Origin of the sequence: Actinomyces sp. HMSC08A09, assembly GCF_001807465.1 — a bacterium.
GTDB classification, from domain to species: domain Bacteria; phylum Actinomycetota; class Actinomycetes; order Actinomycetales; family Actinomycetaceae; genus Actinomyces; species Actinomyces oris.
Genome location: NZ_KV789092.1, coordinates 7,524 through 8,012 on the forward strand (window position 1 = coordinate 7,524; position 489 = coordinate 8,012).

Annotated in this window: 1 pseudogene; it reads left to right on the forward strand. The window is 62.8% G+C overall.

The annotated features are described in order from the left end of the window. Nucleotides 1-489, forward strand: a pseudogene (locus HMPREF3165_RS13620) (hypothetical protein); the annotation flags it as partial.

Here is a 489-nt window from a genome sequence, read left to right on the forward strand (position 1 = left end):
CGAGCACTCACCCCCGTCGGAGAAGCGAAGACCTTCACCGGCAGCATCGACGCCTACACGAAGCTGACGATCGACTACGGACAGGTCACCGCACTCCCCACCAGCCTGACGCAACCCAGCGTCCCGAACTCCTCCAAGACCTTCACCATGAACGGCTGGAAGGTCACCTCCACCCCCAAAACCGACGGACAGTTCAGCAACCCACCCTTTGACCAAATCATCACCGCCGCCGGGCAGGCCAGCCCCACCGGCACCATCGACCTCGACGGCACCACCCTGTCCGTCACCGGCCTGGTCACCGACGAGAACAAAGGTCTCCCCCCCGAGGCAGCAGCCCCCGTCGTCCACGCCGTCGCCGACTGCCAAGCCGCAGGACTGACCACACTCAAGCTCAACGGCAAACTTCAAAAAGGACTCTCCAGCGACGACCTCTGGATAACCTTCGTGTGCAACAACGGAACCTGGGCCTCAAAGTATGACTCCCCCAGC